The following is a 19,402-nucleotide window of genomic DNA, read 5'->3' as shown; positions in this document are numbered from 1 at the left end:
CAGGCCGACCTGGTGAAATAAAGGCCTGCCTAACGGCAGGCCGTTACCGGCCCGCACACAAAAAATCTGACAGTCCCCTCCACGCTCTTGGCAATGTCCCCTGCCTCTATCGCCTCAAAAGCCGGCAAAACTTCGGGGTATATCAGGCCGAACTGGAGCTTTTTCTGCCCCACCGGCCAAAGCACCGGAAACTTTGGATGTCCATAAATTGCTTCACGCGCTTTCAAACACTTCTTCAACTCCCCCAACCCACGCTTCGCATAAAACTCATGCAACGGATAAACATCCAGAAACAGCGTGGTATTACCCAACGCCATCATGTCGTGCACATGCCGGAACTGCTGCTGAACCAGCGACAAGTCCTCTCCGGCTGAATGGATATCCACAGAGGGAACAGGATTTCGCGCATCTGCTTCTTTATAGTCACGCAACGCATCTGCCTGCTCGGACATCCTGTCCGGAGTTAACAGCCCGGACTCACGGCGACTGTCCCGCAAACGCTGCCGCGTCATATGCTCATCGCGGATGAGGTCGATACTGTCCGCAGCATGGAGCAATCCACAGCCGACCTGCTTTGAAGCAAACGCCGCCAGCCCGGCCCACTGGAACCGCGAGTCATGCAGCCACAATCGGGCGTAGGCAGCATTGATCGCGCGGTTGCGCTCTACCGGGTCGGCAATCAATACACCATCCGGCGCGACGATTTTTTCTGCTTCGCGCTGGTAGGTACGCCAGAGGCATGAGCACGTGAGGATCGGTACGTCGGTGACCAAAGTCTTGCTGCCGTAAAGCCGCACCTCTTTACATTCACAGTCAGCAACGGGCGCGCTGTTGTGGTTCAGGTGTTGATCATCGCTACGGTGTTCTTCGAAACACTGGGTCATGATTTGCGGACGGCTTATAGGGGAATCCCTGAACCCTAACAGCCGAAAAACCCGTCCGGTTCACGTCGACGAAAAATCAGAAAACCCTGACAGATGAGGTCCGCAACTCAATCAGCAGTTTCCTTGAAATTACGCAAAAAGCGCCTGAAACACCTGCCGACCGGGCCTTTCCTGTGCAATGACGACGCAACTCAGACCCATCGGTCGAGAACTGAATAACGGCGCTTTGCAGTTTATTGACGCACGACACTCATGCAACTGAAAAGAGGTGCTAGCATAGAGCCATCAGTCGATCTCAGCATGCACCCTAACCAGTAGTCAGGATATGACCGAGCCAGAAGACCCCAGCCGTGAGCGCCTCAAGCACCACTTTGCCCAGCGGGTAATTCATCAAGCACGTCAGATTCTTGAGATATGGCAGCGCCTGCAACGCAGTGAATGGTCTGGCACCGACCTGGCGGAGCTGAGCGAAGCGAATCTGCGCCTGCTGCGCTTCGCCGAACGTTTCGAACAACCCGAACACACTCACCTGGCGCACAGCATCAGCCAGTCGCTGGCGGCCGTCGATGCTAACCGCGGGCGCCTGAGCAGCGGGCTGATCACCGATCTCAATCGCCTGATGCAGCGTCTGTCGCGCACCGGTCTGCGGCACGGCGACCAATTCGAACAAACCTTTCTACCGCCTCTGCGCAAGCCGATCTATGTGATGTTGCAAGATCACGACCGCGCCGAGCGACTGGCCAAACAACTCGAATTTTTCGGTCTCAGCGCACAATCGCTGGACAGCGTGGCGGCGTTTCGCTCGTCAATGGTCGAGCGGCTGCCGGCAGCGATTGTCATGGACGTCGACTTCAGCGGCCCGGGCATGGGCCTGCAATTGGCCGCCGAAGCTCAAGAAGGTCTGGAGCACAAACTGCCGCTGCTGTTTTTCAGCCTGCTGGAAACCGACACCCCGACTCGCCTCGCGGCTGTACGCGCCGGTGGCCAGGAGTTTCTGACCGGCACCCTCGAGGCGTCGAGCCTGCTGGAAAAGATCGAAGTGCTGACCTGCGTCGCGCAGTACGAACCGTATAAAGTACTGATCATCGACGACTCCCGCGCCCAGGCCCTGCACACCGAGCGCCTGCTCAACAGCGCCGGGATCGTCACCCGCACCTTGATCGAACCGATTCAGGCGATGGCCGAGCTGGCGGATTTCCAGCCGGACCTGATCATCCTCGACATGTACATGCCGGCCTGCACCGGCACCGAGCTGGCCAAGGTAATCCGTCACAACGACCGTTACGTCAGCGTGCCGATCATTTACCTGTCGGCCGAAGACGACCTGGACAAGCAACTCGACGCCATGAGCGAGGGCGGCGACGACTTCCTGACCAAGCCGATCAAGCCGCGGCACCTGATCACCACGGTGCGCAACCGCGCAGCACGGGCGCGCAACCTCAAGGCGCGAATGGTCCGTGACAGCCTGACCGGCCTCTATAACCACACCCATATTCTGCAATTGCTCGAAGACTGCAGCTTCCGCGCCCGCCGCGAGAACAAGCCGCTGAGCTTTGCGATGCTCGACATCGACCACTTCAAACGGGTCAACGACAGCCACGGCCACCCCATGGGCGACCGGGTAATCAAGAGCCTGGCGCTGTTTCTCAAGCAACGCCTGCGCAAGACCGACTTCATCGGCCGATACGGCGGTGAAGAGTTCGCCATCGTCATGCCGGACACCGATATCGAATCGGCCTACAAAGTACTCGATGAAATCCGCCAGCGCTTTGCCGAGATTCACTACCCGGCCCAGCCGCAAGACCTCTGGTGCACGTTCAGCGCCGGCGTGGTGGACCTGCACGAAAATTCCGACAGCCTGATGATGGCCAGCCAGGCAGACGAGGCGCTGTACCGCGCCAAGGACGCCGGACGCAATCGTGTTCAAGCGGCGCGGCAATCAAAGCAAAGTGCCACTTTTTCATCTGAATCCATTGATTCGGTCATGACTCTGTAACATAAACGCAATAACTTCAGACACTTACCATTCTTTCGTTGGTAGAACCGTGATGCGTCTGAAGTTGCTGACCAATCTCAATACCCTGCTTTTAGTCGCGGTGTGCCTCGCACTCGGCGCCACGCTCTGGTGGTCGCAAAAAGCCCTGGAGCGCCCTTATCTGTTGATGGAGCGCTACCTGGGCCTGTCGCAGCAATTTCAAAATCAAGTCGCGCGTAACGTCGAAGATTACCTGGCCAGCGGCGATGCCCTGCGTCTGAGCAGCGCCAGCCAAGCCATCGAAGCCCTGCAAAAAGAACTCACCGAGCTGCCACCCGATCTGGCTGAAAGCGTGCGTCCGAGCCTTGCCAGCCTCGATGAATTCAGCAAGACCGACTTGCTGGCGGCCGGCAAACTGGCGGGTGACCCACAAGCGTTGCTGCTCCAGGCCGAGCGCGAACTCGGTGCCAGCCTGGAGCAACTCAGCCAATACGCCACCGGCGCCAACACGCCTGCCGCTGCCGCCTATCTTCCCCCCCTGCTGGGGGCCTCGCAGCACCTGGGCAAACTCTCGCTGGCACGGGACAAACTGGTCAGCAGTGGCCGCAGCGAACTGGCGGCCGATGTCGAGCGCGAAGTCAGCAGCATCCGCACTCAGGCCGAGCTGATCGAAGCGCTGCCGCTGCTCGGCGTTACCGCCAGCAAAGAATCGAACACCGACGATTTCTCGGCGATGATGGGCCTGGAAAACACTGAAAAAACCGTCGCCGAAGATGCTGGCACCGGTTTCAAACGTGAACTTGCCAGCCTGCTCACCCGCTACCCCGCCGAACTCGGCCGCACCCGCGACCAGATTCAGAAACGCGCCGACCTCAGCGCCGCCACCCACCTGAAAATTTCCGCCGTGCGGCAGGCCATCGCCGGACTGGAACCGGTCGTTCGCGCGCAACATGGGCAAATCCAGGGTGAAGTGCGGCTCATGCAGGGCGTGATGATCGGCTTGATCCTGCTGATCGCGCTGCTCATCGACACCTTGCAACGACGCCTCGCCCGAGTGCTGACCAACCTCGCGCCAGCGCTGTCGACCTGGGCCGAAGGTGACTTCAGCCGGGACATCCAGCTCGGCGCGACCAACCGTGAGTTGCACGACATTCAAGAGTCACTGAATCGCCTGCGCGCTTATCTGGTGGATCTGGTCGGGACGATCCGCCTGAACGCCGAACAGGTGGCCGGCAGCAGCCGTGTATTGGCCGAGTTGAGCAGCGACCTGCACAGCGGCGCCGAACATCAGGCCGGCGACACCGCGCTGATCCGCGATTCCCTTGGCGAGCTGGAAGCCACCATCCAACAGGTGGCCGGCGATGCGAGCCAGGCCGCCGAAGCCAGCCGTCACGCCGGACTTGCGGTCGAGCACGGGCAAAAGGTCATTGGCTTGAGCCTGACCGGATTGCATGCGTTGGTCGGCGAAGTCCAGGGCAATGCACAAATGATCGAGCATCTGGCCGAAGAGTCGGCCACCATCGGCGGCGTACTGACGGTGATTCGCTCGATTGCCGACCAGACCAATCTGCTCGCCCTCAACGCCGCAATTGAAGCCGCCCGCGCTGGAGAAATGGGTCGCGGTTTTGCCGTGGTCGCCGAGGAAGTTCGCTCGCTGGCGCAACGCACCGCCGGTGCCACCGCTGAAATCCAGACCTTGATTGCCGGCCTGCAACTGGCCGCGCGGCAATCGGTGGAAGGTATGCGCGCCCAGGTCGAACACGCCGAAGCCACCGCTAGCCAGGCACAAGCGGCTGACGGTGCGCTGGATAAAATCGTCGGGGCGATCCAGACCATTGCCGACACCGCCGTGCGTATTGCCGATGTCACCGCCCAACAAAGCGGCGCTGTCAGTGAGATCCGCGATCACAGTGAGCGGATTCATCAGCTGGGTGGGGATAATCTGCTGCGTATTGGCGAAGGCCGCAGTCAGGGCGAGAACCTGCTGGTGTTGGGTGGCCAGCTTCATACCGCGGTTCAAGCCTTCCGCGTCTGAAAGACCGCCATCGTCGGAACGCCGCCCGGAGCAAGCTCGCTCCCACATTCGACCGCACTCCCCTGAGCGAACTCGGTCACCTGTGGGAGCGAGCTTGCTCGCGATGGCGCCAGAACAGCCACCGCAAAACTTCCCGCCCTGCACTCCCTGGCGCCGTCCGCTATCATGCGCTCACATCCGATACGCGAGACTCTCATGCGCCGTCTGCTCTGCCTGATGCTGTTAGTGCTGGTCCTGCCGGTGAATGCCGCCGGCCTGCTGGACAGTCGCCCCAGTTCAACCCTGGGCTCGATCAACAACAGCGCCGACTTCCTGCCCGTGCGCGAAGCCTTTCAGCTGAGTCTGGTAGAAAGCACGCCGCAATCGATCAAGCTGCGTTTCGTCGCCACCGAGGGTTACTACCTCTACCGGCATCGCTTCCAGTTTCGCAGCGAGCCCGCCGACATCGGTTTGGGCGCCGCGCGACTGCCTTCGGGCGAAAAAAAGCACGACGAGTACTTCGGCGATGTCGAGGTCTACCACGGCATTCTCGATGTAGACCTGCCACGCAACAGCGCCGATCAACGGGCGTTCACGCTGGCCGTCACCTACCAGGGCTGCGCCGATAAAGGCCTGTGTTATCCACCGGAAACCGAACGCCTGAAGATCAACGGTGCAGCCATTACCTCCGCGACCAGTATCACGAGCTGGAGCTGGCGCGAACTGGCGCTGTTCTTCCTCGCAGGCCTTGGCCTGACCTTTACCCCTTGTGTGTTGCCGATGCTGCCGATCCTCTCCGGCGTAGTGTTACGTGGTCAGATCGGCGGTCTGCGTGGCTTCAATCTGTCGCTGGCTTACGTCCTCCCGATGGCTGCCTGTTTCGCCTTGCTCGGCGCGCTGATGGGGATGTTCGGTGCCCAACTGAACCTGCAAGCACGCTTGCAATCGGCCTGGGTACTGGTGCCGTTCGCCCTGTTCTTCGCCGTGTTTGCATTAGCGATGTTCGGGGTTTTCGAACTGAAACTGCCCCATGCCATCAGCAGCCGTCTGGACCGTATTGCCGGTCGCACCGAAGGCGGCTCGCTGTGGGGCGCGGCGGTGCTGGGCGTGGTGTCGAGCCTGCTGGTTTCGCCGTGCGTGTCCGCACCTTTGGCCGGTGCGCTGTTGTATATCAGCGCCAGTGGCGATGCGCTGGGCGGTGCGCTGAAGCTGTTCGTTCTGGGTTTGGGGATGGGCACACCGTTGTTGCTGGTCGCCACCGGCGGCGCGGCGTGGCTACCAAAAAGCGGCCCGTGGCTGGTCTACGTGAAAGATGCGATTGGCGTGTTGCTACTGGGCTTGGCGATCGGTTTGCTGAGCCGGGTGCTGCCAGGACAAATCACCTTGCTGCTGATCGGTTTGTTGGCGGCCGGGGTTGGCTTGTTCCTCGGCGCACTGGAGTTCGTCTACAAGTCGCCGCGAAAACGCCTGGGCCAACTGCTCGGAATGCTCCTGGTGTTTTACGGGTTGGCTTGCTGGTACGGTGCCTTCAGCGGCCAGGCCGATCCGTTCAACCCGATTGGCCAACGCCAGGCAGTGACTGTCGTGGGCAACCCTCAAGCGCAAAACCCGAGTGAATGGCAGACCATCAGCACCCCGGCGGAACTTGATCGCGTCCTCGCCGAAGCAAAATCCGCCAACACCCCGCTGCTGCTCGACTGGTACGCCGACTGGTGCATCAGCTGCAAAGTCATCGAGCACGAAGTGCTTAACGAGAGCAACGTCGTCGAACGTCTCAAAGGCTATCGGCTGATCCGCTTCGACATCACCGCCAGCAACGCCGAACAACGCGCCCTGCTCGACCGTTACAAGCTGTTTGGGCCACCGGCGCTGATGTTTTTTGGCAAGGATGGCAATGAACGTGGCGATGTACGGGTGATCGGCGAGATCAATGCAAAGGACTTCGCCGAACGTGTCGCCAAAGCGAATGACCAGATTTAATCAGTCGGTCACATAATTCGCGCAATCATCGGTCATTGTGCTGGCTATTGCAGAGAACTGGACAGTCACAAAGGCTTTGCGGCATAGTCGCCGGGTTCTGATAACGGCACACGGATAACAAGGAACAGCAGATGGCGACCCTACTGGTTCTGCACGGACCCAACCTGAACCTGCTCGGCACCCGCGAACCGGGCGTCTACGGGGCAGTGACCCTGGCCGAGATCAATCAGGATCTGGAGCAGCGCGCACGCAATGCCGGCCACCATTTGCTCTACCTGCAAAGCAACGCCGAGTACGAATTGATTGACCGCATTCACGCCGCTCGCGGCGAGGGTGTGGACTTCATTTTGATCAATCCAGCAGCTTTTACACATACAAGTGTCGCATTACGTGACGCGCTGCTGGCGGTGAGCATCCCATTCATCGAAGTGCATTTGTCTAACGTGCACAAACGCGAACCTTTCCGCCATCACTCTTACTTCTCCGACGTTGCGGTGGGAGTGATCTGCGGCCTTGGCGCCAGCGGTTATCGACTGGCCCTGGAGGCCGCCCTGGAACAGCTTGAACAACAAGCTAAACGCCCCTGACCGACCCTTGGGAGTTGATGATTCATGGATATCCGTAAAGTTAAGAAACTGATCGAACTGCTGGAAGAGTCCGGTATCGACGAGCTCGAGATCAAGGAAGGCGAAGAGTCCGTACGTATCAGCCGCCACAGCAAAACCCCGGCTCAGCAGTACTACGCTCCTGCGCCAATGCACGCTCCGGCTCCGGCACCTGTCGCGACTGCCGCACCTGCTGCCGCCGCTGCACCTGCCGCGCCTGCAGCACCTGTGCTGAACGGCAACGTTGCCCGTTCGCCAATGGTGGGCACTTTCTATCGCAAATCTTCGCCGTCCTCGCCGTCCTTCGTTGAAGTTGGCCAGAGCGTGAAGAAAGGCGACACCCTGTGCATCGTCGAAGCCATGAAGATGATGAACCACATCGAAGCTGAAAGCAGCGGTGTGATCGAATCCATCCTCGTCGAAGACGGCCAGCCGGTTGAGTACGACCAGCCGATGTTCACCATCGTTTGAACCGCGGAGAGCCAACGATGTTGAAACCTGCGAAGTTGGAAAAAGTCCTGATCGCCAACCGCGGTGAAATCGCCCTGCGGATCCTGCGTGCCTGCAAAGAGATGGGCATCAAGACCGTCGCCGTTTACTCCAAGGCTGACAAGGATCTGATGCACCTGGGCCTGGCAGACGAATCCGTTTGCATCGGTCCGGCATCGGCCGCGCACTCTTACCTGCACATTCCGGCGATCATCGCTGCTGCCGAAGTGACCGGCGCTACCGCCATTCACCCAGGCTACGGCTTCCTCGCGGAAAACGCCGACTTTGCCGAACAGGTGGAAAACTCCGGCTTCGCCTTCATCGGCCCGAAAGCTGAAACCATCCGCCTGATGGGCGACAAGGTTTCGGCCAAGCACGCCATGATCGCTGCCGGCGTACCGACCGTTCCAGGTTCTGACGGCCCGCTGCCGGAAGACGAAGAAACCGCTCTGCGCATTGGTCGCGAAGTCGGTTACCCGGTGATCATCAAAGCCGCTGGCGGCGGCGGTGGTCGCGGCATGCGCGTTGTGCATAAAGAAGAAGACCTGATCTCCTCGGCAAAACTGACCCGCTCCGAAGCAGGCGCGGCGTTCGGCAACCCGATGGTCTATCTGGAAAAATTCCTGACCAACCCACGTCACGTGGAAGTTCAGGTACTTTCCGATGGCCAGGGCCATGCCATCCATCTGGGTGACCGCGATTGCTCGCTGCAACGTCGTCACCAGAAGGTTCTCGAAGAAGCACCGGCACCGGGCATCGACGAGAAGGCTCGCCAGGAAGTCTTCGCTCGCTGCGTCAAGGCGTGCATCGACATCGGTTACCGTGGCGCAGGGACTTTCGAGTTCCTGTACGAGAACGGCAACTTCTACTTCATCGAGATGAACACTCGTGTCCAGGTAGAGCACCCGGTTTCGGAAATGGTCACCGGCATCGACATCGTCAAGGAGATGCTCAGCATCGCCGCTGGCAACCCACTGTCGTTCACTCAGGATGACGTGGTCATCCGCGGTCACGCGCTGGAATGCCGGATCAACGCCGAAGACCCGAAAACCTTCATGCCAAGCCCAGGCACGGTCAAGCATTTCCATGCACCGGGCGGCAATGGCGTGCGGGTCGACTCGCACCTGTACAGCGGCTACGCCGTTCCGCCGAACTACGATTCGTTGATCGGCAAACTGATCACTTACGGGGCAACCCGTGAAGAAGCCATGGCGCGCATGCGCAATGCGCTGGACGAAATCGTGGTCGACGGGATCAAGACCAACATCCCGCTGCACCGCGATCTGACCCGCGATGAAGGCTTCTGCAAAGGTGGAGTCAACATCCATTACCTGGAACACAAGCTGGCTGCGCAACACTAAAGCTTGATCCAGACCAACAAAGCCGCTTTCGAGCGGCTTTGTTGTTTCTGGACATTTCATCTGACCTGTCGCCTTACCCCCTGTGGGAGCGAGCTTGCTCGCGATGGCGGTGTGTCAGCCGACATCAATACTGGATTTACCGGCCTCTTCGCGAGCAAGCTCGCTCCCACAGGGTACGGGGTCAATCAGGAACCACGCAGCGGGCACAAACCAAGACGGCTCCCACAAAAGCTCCGCTCTCGCGTAAACTTGCGCGCTTCTCGCAGCCCGCTAGGCTGCACATTACATTTTCCAAAGGTGCCCGCCATGCCTTGGCTGCAAGTCCGTCTCGCCATCAGCCCAGAACAAGCCGAAACCTATGAAGACGCTTTCCTTGAAGTGGGCGCCGTATCGGTGACCTTCATGGACGCCGAAGATCAGCCGATCTTCGAGCCGGAACTCAATACCACCCCGCTGTGGTCGCACACTCACCTGTTGGCCCTGTTCGAAGGTGGCACCGAAGCCGCCAGCGTTCTGGCTCACCTTGAGTTGCTGACCGGCAGCCCATTGCCCGAGCATCACAGCGAAGTCATCGAAGACCAGGACTGGGAACGCAGCTGGATGGATAACTTCCAGCCAATGCGCTTTGGTCAGCGCCTGTGGATCGTCCCGAGCTGGCACGCCGCGCCCGAGCCTGATGCGGTCAACCTGTTGCTCGATCCGGGTCTGGCGTTCGGCACCGGCACCCACCCGACCACCGCCTTGTGCCTGGAATGGCTCGACGGCCAGGACCTGAAAGACTGCCACGTACTGGACTTCGGCTGCGGCTCGGGAATCCTTGCGATCGCCGCCCTGCTGCTGGGCGCCAGGGAAGCGGTCGGCACCGACATCGACGTGCAGGCGCTGGAAGCCTCCCGTGACAACGCCGGGCGCAACAACATCGACGAAGCGCTGTTCCCGCTGTACCTGCCAGAAGATCTGCCACAGGTGCAGGCTGATGTGCTGGTGGCCAACATCCTCGCCGGACCGCTGGTTTCCCTGGCCCCGCAACTGTCCAGCCTGGTCAAGGCCGGTGGTCGCCTCGCACTGTCGGGCATCCTCGCCGAGCAAGGCGAAGAAGTCGCAGCGGCTTATGCCAAGGACTTTGATCTGGACCCGATTGCCAATCGCGATGGCTGGGTACGCATTAGCGGCCGTCGGCGCTAAAATGAGCGCCTGCATACTCCGGATGGCCGCATGACCGATAGCTTCGTCACCCAGTGCCCGCATTGCCAGACCAGTTTCCGCGTCAGCCACGCCCAATTGAGCGTGGCCCGTGGGGTGGTTCGCTGCGGCTCTTGCCTGCAAGTGTTCAATGCAGCACGGCAGTTGCTCGAGCAACGCATGGGCAAGGAAGCGGTTGCCCTCACGACGCCACCTCCGGTCGAGCCTCCTGCGCAACGGGCGATCAGCCAGAAGCAGTGGACCGCCGCCGAACTTGATCTGGACAGCCTCGACCTCGACGAAGAACTCGCCAAGCTCGAACAACGGGAAATCCAGCCCACCAAAGAGTTCGGCCAGGAGCGCAAGCACAAGGAAGACTCGCTGAGCGCCCGCCGGGACACGGCCGAAGGTGAAGAGCCATGGTCCGATAGCCTGTTCAGCGATTCAGCCGCCGAGCGCGCACAGGCCAGCGGAAACGCGAAAGCGTCGGCCGAGAGCAACCAGTCGGCAGGCATCACCGACGAGCCGGAAAAATCTTCGCGCACCGAACCCTCGCTGTCGCTCGAACCGCTCGATCTGGACGATGAGCCGCAGGCACCGCAACTGCGCCTGGACCAGCCATTCGAAACATCGGAGCATCCAGCACAACACGAACGCCTGTCCGCCACCGATGACGATATCGACGAGCAAGCCCATGAGGTCGAGCCCGTACGCAAGAAGCGCGCGCGCAACGCGTCGGCCATGCATGACGACGTGCTACAGGATCTGATCGACGACCCGCTGCAACTCGACTGGCAAAAACGCCGCTCCCCCTGGGGTCGCCGGTTCTTTTGGGGCCTGATGGTTCTGCTGGGCGCCATAGCCCTTGCCGGCCAGTACATTGCCTATCACTTCGACGAACTGGCCCGTCAGGACCAGTTCCGCCCCTGGTTCCAGCAACTGTGCCCACCTGTTGGCTGTAGCGTACCGTCCAAGGTCGACATCGCGAAAATCAAAAGCAGCAACCTGGTGGTGCGCAGCCACCCGGATTTCAGCGGCGCACTCGTTGTAGACGCGATCATCTACAACCGCGCGCCGTTCTCACAGCCGTTCCCATTGCTGGAACTGCGCTTTGCCGACCTCAATGGCCACCTGATCGCCAGCCGCCGCTTCAAACCGGGTGAATACCTCAATGGCGACCTTGCGGACCTCGCAGAAATGCCGCCACAAACGCCCATCCATATTGCCCTGGACATCCTCGACCCCGGCCCGAAAGCCGTGAATTACAGCCTGAGCTTCCACTCGCCCGAGTGAATCACCTCACTCGGCGCTCAGTCGTGCGCCATTGACGGCAATGTTCTGACTCCCGGCCCCGCGAACCAAACTGCTGGCAATAACAGAATAACTGTTCAGATTTTATCCAATTCAGCCTTTATCCAGTCATCGAGAGCGGGTATCATGCCAACCCTTTTTCGAACTCTCATGATCCGACCCCACAACAGGGAAGTCCTATGTCGGCGGTACGCATCGGCCCATATATATTGCACAACGGCTTGATTCTCGCCCCGATGGCGGGGGTCACCGACCAGCCCTTTCGTCAGCTGTGCAAGCGGCTGGGCGCAGGGCTTGTGGTCTCGGAAATGGTCACCAGCGACATGAGTTTGTGGAACACCCGCAAATCGCGTCTGCGCATGGTCCACGAAGGTGATCCCGAGCCGCGCTCGGTACAGATCGCCGGTGGCGATGCACAGATGCTGGCGGAGGCGGCCCGCGCCAACGTCGAGCTGGGCGCACAGATTATTGATATCAACATGGGGTGTCCGGCAAAAAAGGTCTGCAACAAGGCCGCCGGCTCCGCGTTACTGAAAGATGAAGACCTGGTGACCGAGATCCTGCACGCCGTCGTGGCGGCGGTTGATGTGCCGGTCACCCTGAAGATCCGCACGGGCTGGGACCGGGCGAACAAGAACGGCCTGACGGTGGCGAAGATCGCCGAACAGGCAGGCATTACGGCGCTGGCGGTGCATGGCCGGACCCGTGCCGATCTGTACACCGGCGTTGCCGAGTACGACACCATTGCCGCAATCAAGCAGGCAGTGTCGATTCCGGTCTTCGCCAACGGCGATATCGACTCGCCCGAGAAGGCCCGGTACGTGCTTGACGCGACCGGTGCCGATGGCCTGCTGATAGGCCGAGCCGCTCAGGGGCGGCCATGGATTTTTCGTGAGATCGAGCACTTTCTGCGTACCGGCGAAAAACTCCCGGCACCGGAGCTGATCGAGGTGGAACGTATTCTGCTTGAGCATCTGGCCGCCCTCCATGCTTTCTATGGAGATGTCATGGGCGTACGCATTGCGCGCAAGCATGTCGGCTGGTATCTCGCAACCCTGCCGGGCGCCAGGGAGTTTCGCGCCCACTTCAATCGTTTGGATGGTACGGAAACACAATGCGCCAACGTTCGGGAGTTCTTCGCCGAACGTTACAAGAGCCTGACAGGGGACGGAGAAGGGGTGGCCGCATGACGATGATGACCGAGACTTTAGTGAGTGGAACAACACCCGTGAGCGACAACGTAAATTTGAAACAGCACCTCAATACGCCGAGCGAAGAAGGCCAGACCCTTCGCGGGAGTGTCGAGAAGGCGCTGCATAATTATTTCGCCCACCTTGAAGGCGCTGCCGTCACGGATGTGTACAACCTGGTGCTCTCCGAAGTCGAGGCTCCCCTGCTCGAAAGCGTGATGAACTATGTCAAGGGCAATCAGACCAAGGCCAGTGAGCTGCTGGGACTGAACCGCGGCACCTTGCGCAAGAAACTCAAGCAGTACGATTTGTTGTAAGTATTCAATCAAACCAGAAAGGCGCCCGCGTAAAACCGGTCGCCTTTTTTGCTGACTTCCTTTGCTTTTGATGGAAATTGAGATGACCGACCAGACCACCCGCCTGCCGATCCGCCGCGCCTTGATCAGCGTTTCCGACAAGACCGGGATCCTCGAATTCGCCAAAGAGCTCGAAGCGCTCGGCGTCGAGATCCTCTCCACCGGCGGGACGTTCAAGCTGCTGCAGGACAATGGCATAGCCGCTGTGGAAGTCGCGGATTACACCGGTTTCGCAGAAATGATGGACGGTCGGGTGAAAACCCTGCACCCGAAAATCCACGGCGGGATCCTCGGTCGTCGCGGTATCGACGACGCCATCATGAACGAGCACGGCATCAAGCCGATCGATCTGGTCGCCGTTAACCTCTACCCGTTCGAAGCCACCATCAACAAGCCAGGCTGCGACCTGCCGACCGCTATCGAGAACATCGATATCGGCGGCCCGACCATGGTTCGCTCGGCCGCCAAGAACCACAAAGACGTGGCCATCGTGGTGAACGCCAGCGATTACGCCAACGTACTGGAAAGCCTCAGGGCCGGTGGCCTGACCTACGCTCAGCGTTTCGACCTGATGCTCAAGGCCTTCGAACACACCGCCGCCTACGACGGCATGATCGCCAACTACATGGGCACCGTGAACCAGGCCGCTGAAACCCTCAGCACCGAAGGTCGCAGCGAATTCCCGCGCACCTTCAACAGCCAGTTCATCAAGGCCCAGGAAATGCGCTACGGCGAGAACCCGCACCAGAGCGCGGCGTTCTACGTTGAAGCCAAGCCCGCCGAAGTTGGCATCGCCACCGCGACCCAACTGCAAGGCAAAGAGCTGTCATACAACAACGTAGCCGACACCGACGCCGCGCTGGAATGTGTGAAAAGCTTCGTCAAACCGGCCTGCGTCATCGTCAAACACGCCAACCCGTGCGGCGTGGCCGTGAGCCCGGATGCCGAAGGCGGTATCCGCCAGGCGTACGAACTGGCTTACGCCACCGACACCGAGTCGGCCTTCGGCGGCATCATCGCGTTCAACCGCGAGCTGGACGCTGAAACCGCCAAAGCCATCGTCGAGCGTCAGTTCGTCGAAGTGATCATCGCCCCGTCGGTCAGCGAAGAGGCCCGCGCCATCGTCGCCGCCAAGGCCAACGTTCGCCTGCTGGCCTGTGGCCAATGGTCGGCGGATCGTGCGGCTGCTTGGGACTACAAACGCGTCAATGGCGGCTTGCTGGTACAGAGCCGCGACATCGGCATGATCGGCAGCGAAGACCTGAAGGTTGTGACCAAGCGCGCGCCGACCGAGCAAGAGATCAACGATTTGATCTTCGCCTGGAAAGTCGCCAAGTACGTTAAATCCAACGCCATCGTCTACGCCAAGAACCGTCAGACCATCGGTGTCGGCGCAGGCCAGATGAGCCGCGTGAACTCTGCGCGCATCGCCGCCATCAAAGCTGAACACGCTGGCCTGCAAGTGCAGGGCGCGGTCATGGCCTCGGACGCGTTCTTCCCGTTCCGCGACGGCATCGACAACGCCGCCAAGGTCGGCATCACCGCCGTGATTCAACCGGGTGGCTCGATGCGTGACAACGAAGTGATTGCGGCGGCTGATGAAGCCGGTATCGCCATGGTATTCACCGGCATGCGCCACTTCCGTCACTGATACGTTGCCCTCTGTGGGCGAACTCCTGTGGGAGCGAGCTTGCTCGCGAAAGCGATCTATCAGACACATTGATGCTGGATGTGTCGCCGCCTTCGCGAGCAAGCTCGCTCCCACATAAGAGCATCCCAGCGGTGCTATCAAGAATTAGCGTCATCCGAGGTTTTTGAAATGAATGTTTTGATCATTGGCAGCGGTGGCCGTGAACACGCCCTGGCCTGGAAAGTCGCTCAGGATCCGCGCGTACAGAAAGTCTTCGTTGCTCCGGGCAACGCCGGCACTGCCATTGAAGCCAAGTGTGAGAACGTCGCTATCGACGTGCTGGCCCTTGAGCAACTGGCAGACTTTGCCGAGAAAAACGTCTCGCTGACCATCGTCGGTCCGGAAGTTCCGCTGGTGGCTGGCGTGGTCGATCTGTTCCGCAAACGTGGCCTGGACTGCTTCGGCCCAACCGCTGGCGCCGCTCAGCTGGAAGGCTCCAAGGCGTTCACCAAGGACTTCCTGGCGCGCCACAAGATCCCGACTGCCGACTACCAGAACTTCACCGAGATCGAGCCAGCCCTGGCTTATCTGCGTGAAAAAGGTGCGCCGATCGTGATCAAGGCCGACGGCCTGGCGGCCGGTAAAGGCGTGATCGTCGCCATGACCCTGACCGAAGCCGAAGACGCCGTACGCGACATGCTCGCTGGCAACGCATTCGGCGAAGCCGGCTCGCGTGTAGTGATCGAAGAGTTCCTCGATGGCGAAGAAGCCAGCTTCATCGTCATGGTCGACGGCAAGAACGTTCTGCCGATGGCCACCAGCCAGGACCACAAACGTGTTGGCGACGCCGACACCGGCCCGAACACGGGCGGCATGGGTGCCTACTCCCCTGCCCCGGTGGTCACCCGCGAAGTGCACCAGCGCGTCATGGACCTGGTGATCTGGCCAACCGTGCAGGGCATGGCGGCAGAAGGCAACGTCTACACCGGCTTCCTCTATGCGGGCCTGATGATCGACAAAGCCAGCAACCCGAAAGTCATCGAGTTCAACTGCCGTTTCGGTGACCCTGAGACCCAACCGGTGATGCTGCGCCTGCAGTCGAGCCTGGTATTACTGGTCGAAGCGGCGCTGGCACAGGCGCTGGACAAGGTCGAAGCGCAATGGGATCCACGTCCAAGCGTCGGTATCGTACTGGCGGCTGGCGGCTACCCGGGTGATTACGCCAAGGGCGCAGCCATCGAAGGTCTGGATGCAGCCGCTGCGCTGGAAGGCAAAGTCTTCCACGCCGGTACCGCACTCAAGGACGGCAAGGTTGTGACGGCCGGCGGTCGGGTGCTCTGCGCCACCGCCATGGGCGCGAGCGTCGATGCTGCCCAGCAGCAGGCTTACAAGCTGGCCGCCAAAATCAACTGGGAAGGCTGCTTCTACCGCAAGGACATTGGCTACCGCGCCATTGCCCGTGAGCGTGGCGAAAATCAGGAATAAGCTATCCATTCGGCTAGGCAGGGGCCTGTGGCCCTTGCCGTACTATTCCGGCGCCGCGCATAGTTATAATCTGGCATCAACCTACGAAGGGATTTCGCCGTGCGCTGGCTCAGGATTGCCATAGGTTTCACCGTCACTCTGCTGACCCTGCTCTGCATGCTCCCGGCCCAAGCCGCGCAAGGCAGTGGCTGGGCGGTATTGCTCGACGAACAGGGCATCCTGCAACTGAGCGACATCCGCTCGGCTCGCTACACCAATCAATTCAGCCCGATTGAACTCGACCAGATCACCGCCGCCGAACCCAATGGCGCGTTGTGGCTGCGTTTCAAACTCAGTCCCGGCAAACACGAACAACTGCTGCGCATCTTCGCCCCTGACTTGTTGCACCTGAACCTCTACGTTCTGGACGGCGACACGCTGATCGAGCAACGGACCAGCGGCAACGAGCAGCCCCAGCGCGAACGACCGCTCCCCAGCAGCGACTTCATGTTGCCGCTGCCACAAAGCGACAAGCCCCTCGACGTCTATCTAAGACTGGTTTCCGAACACGAGTTACGGCCCTATATCACCCTGCAATCGGCGGTGATGGTGGCGGCGAACCAGAACCAGACGCTGATCTACGGCCTGTTTTTTGGCTGCATCGCGATGCTGATTCTGTATAACCTCACGCGCTACGGCTATACCCGCTCGCGAAGCAGTCTCTGGCTGGCCGGGTGTGAGGGGTTGTTGTTGCTGAGCCTGGTGCTGCTGCTGAACCTGGCAGGCCCATGGCTACCCGACTGGCATGCCGTGCAAACACCCGGCGCCTACCTGTCTCTGCTGCTGACGGCCCCCTGCGGCCTGATGTTCGCCTACCGCTTCTTCGCCCCGCTTGGCCCGCATCCGCTGAACCGGCTGCTGCTGGGAGACATCCTGTTCATTGTCCTGTGCAGCCTGCTGTTGCTGTTCGTCGACACCTTGCCGCTGAACATCATCACCTATGCGCTGGTGGCCCTGGCGGGCCTGAGCATGCTCTTTGTCAGCGCCTATCACTGGCAAAAGGGTTACCGACCGGCACGCTTGTTCGTGGCAGCGATGGTGGTGTTCAACGTCGGCACGTTGATCATCCTGCCGGCGCTGCTGGGGCTGACCCTGGTCGCGCCACAAGTCCTGATCATGACCTTGCTGTCATTCATCTGCATCAGCGGCGTGCTGATGAGCATCGCCCTGAGCGAACGCCAGCGCAGCATCACCGAAGACCGCTTCAGCGTCAGCCGCGACCTGGCAGCCAGCAACGCCGAGATCAATGCCAAAGCCGAATTCCTGGCAAAAATCAGCCACGAAATCCGCACTCCGATGAATGGCGTGCTGGGCATGACCGAGCTGTTGCTGGGCACCCCGCTGTCGGTCAAACAGCGCGACTACGTGCAAACCATCCACAGCGCCGGCAATGAACTGCTGACGTTGATCAATGAGATCCTCGACATCTCCAAGCTCGAGTCTGGACAAATCGAACTCGACGATGTGCAGTTCGACCTCAACGCTCTGATCGAAGACTGCCTGAGTATCTTTCGCGCCAAGGCCGAACAGCAGAGCGTCGAGCTGATCAGTTTCATCCAGCCGCAAGTACCCCGGGTCATCAGCGGTGACCCGACGCGTCTGCGCCAGACGCTGCTGAGCCTGCTGGAAAACGCCCTGAAGAAAACCGACGAAGGCGAGATCCTGATCGTCGTCGCACTCGACGAGCGCAGCCACCAACCGCGTCTGCGCATTGCCGTGCAAGACAGCGGGCAACCCATGGATGCCGAAGAACGAGAAGCCCTGCTGCACGCCGAGCTGCACAGCAAGAACTTCCTTTCCGCCACACGGCTGGGCGGCAACCTCGGGCTGGTGATCGCCCGCCAGTTGATTCTGCTCATGCACGGCGAATTCGGCATCAAGAGCGGCAGCAATCAAGGCAGCACACTGTGGCTGACCTTGCCGCTGGACCCCGAGCGCCTCGAACACCCGACCTGCGATCTCGATGGCCCGTTGCAAGGCGCCCGTGTGTTGGTGGTCGACGACAACGACACTTGCCGCAAAGTCCTGGTGCAGCAATGCAGCGCCTGGGGTCTGAACGTCAGCGCCGTACCTTCCGGCAAGGAAGCCCTCGCCCTGCTGCGCACCAAGGCGCACCTGCGTGACTACTTCGACGTGGTCCTGCTCGACCAGAACATGCCCGGCATGACCGGCATGCAACTGGCGGCGAAGATCAAGGAAGACCCGAGCCTGAATCACGACATTCTGCTGATCATGCTCACCGGCATCAGCAACGCGCCGAGCAAGGTCATTGCGCGCAATGCCGGGATCAAACGCATCCTGGCCAAACCCGTGGCCGGCTACACCCTCAAGACCACGCTGGCGGACGAACTGAGCCAACGCAACAAAGGCCTGGCCGTCTCGCAGCAACTGCCAACCGGCGTGCCCGCAGCGGTCAACGTGCCGAGCGATTTCCGCATTCTGGTGGCCGAAGACAACAGCATCTCGACCAAAGTGATTCGCGGCATGCTCGGCAAGCTCAACCTGCAACCGGACACCGCCAGTAACGGCGAAGAAGCCTTGAAAGCAATGAAGGCCCAGCGCTACGACCTGGTGTTGATGGACTGCGAAATGCCCATCCTCGATGGCTTCTCCGCCACCCAGCAATTGCGTGCCTGGGAAGTCGGCAATCAGCGAATTCGCACACCCGTGGTGGCACTCACCGCCCACATCCTCGCCGAACACAAAGAACGCGCGCGCCAGGCTGGCATGGATGGCCACATGGCCAAACCTGTCGAACTGTCACAGCTGCGCGAACTGATCGAGCACTGGGTCGCACAGCGCGATCAGCAGAACCGGGCAACGGCTCAGACGTCCTGAGCCGACAGACCCCGCGGCGCCTGATAGACTCCCCCGTCGACTTCCCTCGCCAGTGAGCTTGCA

General features: G+C 60.4%; 13 protein-coding genes and 1 pseudogene. 13 read left to right on the top strand and 1 reads right to left on the bottom strand.

Annotation, left to right across the window (positions count from 1 at the left end; translation table 11 throughout):
* Window positions 1-77 precede the first annotated feature (77 nt).
* Window positions 78-884: pseudogene (locus AC1RPZ_RS26915) on the bottom strand (DUF2515 family protein); the annotation flags it as partial.
* Between the two features lie 325 nt (window positions 885-1,209).
* Between AC1RPZ_RS26915 and gcbA the strand changes: the two are divergent.
* The 13 genes from gcbA (at window position 1,210) to AC1RPZ_RS26850 (ending at window position 19,339) form a co-directional block, all read left to right on the top strand.
* Window positions 1,210-2,880: a diguanylate cyclase GcbA gene (gcbA, locus tag AC1RPZ_RS26910; protein WP_493140875.1), complete on the top strand. Its 1,671-nt coding sequence runs from the start codon at window positions 1,210-1,212 to the stop codon at window positions 2,878-2,880.
* 52 nt (window positions 2,881-2,932) lie between these two features.
* Window positions 2,933-4,894: a methyl-accepting chemotaxis protein gene (locus tag AC1RPZ_RS26905; protein WP_493140873.1), complete on the top strand. Its 1,962-nt coding sequence runs from the start codon at window positions 2,933-2,935 to the stop codon at window positions 4,892-4,894.
* Between the two features lie 195 nt (window positions 4,895-5,089).
* Window positions 5,090-6,853, top strand: coding sequence for a protein-disulfide reductase DsbD (locus AC1RPZ_RS26900; RefSeq protein ID WP_493140870.1), 1,764 nt, complete (start codon window positions 5,090-5,092; stop codon window positions 6,851-6,853).
* 131 nt (window positions 6,854-6,984) lie between these two features.
* Window positions 6,985-7,440, top strand: coding sequence for a type II 3-dehydroquinate dehydratase (gene aroQ / locus AC1RPZ_RS26895; protein WP_401120647.1), 456 nt, complete (start codon window positions 6,985-6,987; stop codon window positions 7,438-7,440).
* Window positions 7,441-7,464: 24 nt separating this feature from the next.
* Window positions 7,465-7,929, top strand: coding sequence for an acetyl-CoA carboxylase biotin carboxyl carrier protein (accB, locus tag AC1RPZ_RS26890; protein WP_493140869.1), 465 nt, complete (start codon window positions 7,465-7,467; stop codon window positions 7,927-7,929).
* 17 nt (window positions 7,930-7,946) lie between these two features.
* A complete protein-coding gene (accC, locus tag AC1RPZ_RS26885) occupies window positions 7,947-9,308 on the top strand; it encodes an acetyl-CoA carboxylase biotin carboxylase subunit (RefSeq protein WP_493140867.1) in 1,362 nt (453 codons plus the stop codon).
* Between the two features lie 306 nt (window positions 9,309-9,614).
* Window positions 9,615-10,493 (top strand): 50S ribosomal protein L11 methyltransferase, encoded by an 879-nt coding sequence (gene prmA, locus AC1RPZ_RS26880; RefSeq protein ID WP_493140865.1) that lies wholly within the window; start codon window positions 9,615-9,617, stop codon window positions 10,491-10,493.
* Window positions 10,494-10,523: 30 nt separating this feature from the next.
* Window positions 10,524-11,783, top strand: coding sequence for a DUF3426 domain-containing protein (locus tag AC1RPZ_RS26875; protein WP_493140864.1), 1,260 nt, complete (start codon window positions 10,524-10,526; stop codon window positions 11,781-11,783).
* A gap of 197 nt (window positions 11,784-11,980) precedes the next feature.
* On the top strand, window positions 11,981-12,991 hold the full coding sequence (gene dusB, locus AC1RPZ_RS26870; RefSeq protein WP_493140862.1) for a tRNA dihydrouridine synthase DusB: 1,011 nt from the start codon (window positions 11,981-11,983) through the stop codon (window positions 12,989-12,991).
* On the top strand, window positions 12,988-13,308 hold the full coding sequence (gene fis, locus AC1RPZ_RS26865; protein ID WP_003186237.1) for a DNA-binding transcriptional regulator Fis: 321 nt from the start codon (window positions 12,988-12,990) through the stop codon (window positions 13,306-13,308). Before dusB ends, fis begins: the two co-directional genes overlap by 4 nt.
* Before the next feature lie 82 nt (window positions 13,309-13,390).
* On the top strand, window positions 13,391-14,998 hold the full coding sequence (gene purH / locus AC1RPZ_RS26860; protein WP_493140860.1) for a bifunctional phosphoribosylaminoimidazolecarboxamide formyltransferase/IMP cyclohydrolase: 1,608 nt from the start codon (window positions 13,391-13,393) through the stop codon (window positions 14,996-14,998).
* 168 nt (window positions 14,999-15,166) lie between these two features.
* Window positions 15,167-16,462, top strand: a complete 1,296-nt coding sequence (purD, locus tag AC1RPZ_RS26855) for a phosphoribosylamine--glycine ligase (RefSeq protein WP_493140858.1) — start codon at window positions 15,167-15,169, stop codon at window positions 16,460-16,462.
* Between the two features lie 99 nt (window positions 16,463-16,561).
* Window positions 16,562-19,339 carry a hybrid sensor histidine kinase/response regulator gene (locus AC1RPZ_RS26850; RefSeq protein WP_493140856.1) on the top strand — a complete coding sequence of 926 codons (2,778 nt, stop codon included), beginning with the start codon at window positions 16,562-16,564 and terminating at the stop codon, window positions 19,337-19,339.
* The last annotated feature ends 63 nt before the right edge of the window (window positions 19,340-19,402 follow it).

The organism is Pseudomonas sp. GW822-FHT02D10 (genome assembly GCF_058802345.1).
This window is presented reverse-complemented; position numbering and strand designations above follow the sequence as displayed.